General features: G+C 30.9%; 1 protein-coding gene and 1 pseudogene. Both read right to left on the bottom strand.

The annotated features are described in order from the left end of the window. A pseudogene (locus V7024_RS20430) lies at positions 1 to 226 on the bottom strand (sensor histidine kinase); the annotation flags it as partial. 19 nt (positions 227 to 245) lie between these two features. After that, on the bottom strand, positions 246 to 790 hold a 545-nt coding region (locus V7024_RS20425; RefSeq protein ID WP_335523294.1), incomplete at its 5' end, for a response regulator transcription factor.

Below are 790 nucleotides of genomic sequence, written 5' to 3'. Positions count from 1 at the left end.
TTTCTTTTACATTTTGATTAATTTCTTCTAATCTCGTTATCATATTCTTTGATAATAGAAAGAAAAAGAATGAAGTGAAGATAAGAAAAATAACAAAATATATAAAAGAGTACTTCTCCTCCAATTCCGCTATATTTCCATATACATGACTAATAGCATTTTGAAAGAATACAATACATAAGGTCGCTAATACAATACTGCATATAAAAATGAAAAAAATCTTCATTCGTAACCCTTGAAATAGTTTAGCTCTCAATTTTATATCCTACTCCCCATACATTTTGGATAAATTTTGATTCTCTTGGATTCACTTCTATCTTCCCTCTTAATCTTGCTAGATGAACCATAACAGTATTACTGCTTTCATAGGCTGTTTCTCGCCAAACACTTTCATAAATTTCTTCTAGTGTAAATACGCGGTTTAGATGCGTTACCATCAGATACAAAATTTCATACTCTGTCTTTGTAAGATTAATATCTTCTCCATATAACATTACCTTTCTAGAAGCCTCATCTATTTCTAATCCCCTAATTTGTATCTTCTTCTCATAAACTTGTTTTGAAGAGTGATTTAAATACGTATATCTTCTTAACTGTGCTTTCACTCGTGCTATCAGCTCAATTACACTAAATGGCTTCTCAATATAATCGTCTGCTCCTGTACTTAATCCGATGACTTTATCTACATCTGTAGTTTTCGCACTTAAAAACATAATAGGAATATTATAATCCTCTCGTATTCTCCTACACACTTCAATTCCATCCATTACCGGCATCATAATATCAAGAA

Source organism: Bacillus sp. JJ864, assembly GCF_036963045.1.
GTDB classification, from domain to species: Bacteria; Bacillota; Bacilli; order Bacillales; family Bacillaceae_G; genus Bacillus_A; species Bacillus_A pseudomycoides_C.
This window is presented reverse-complemented; position numbering and strand designations above follow the sequence as displayed.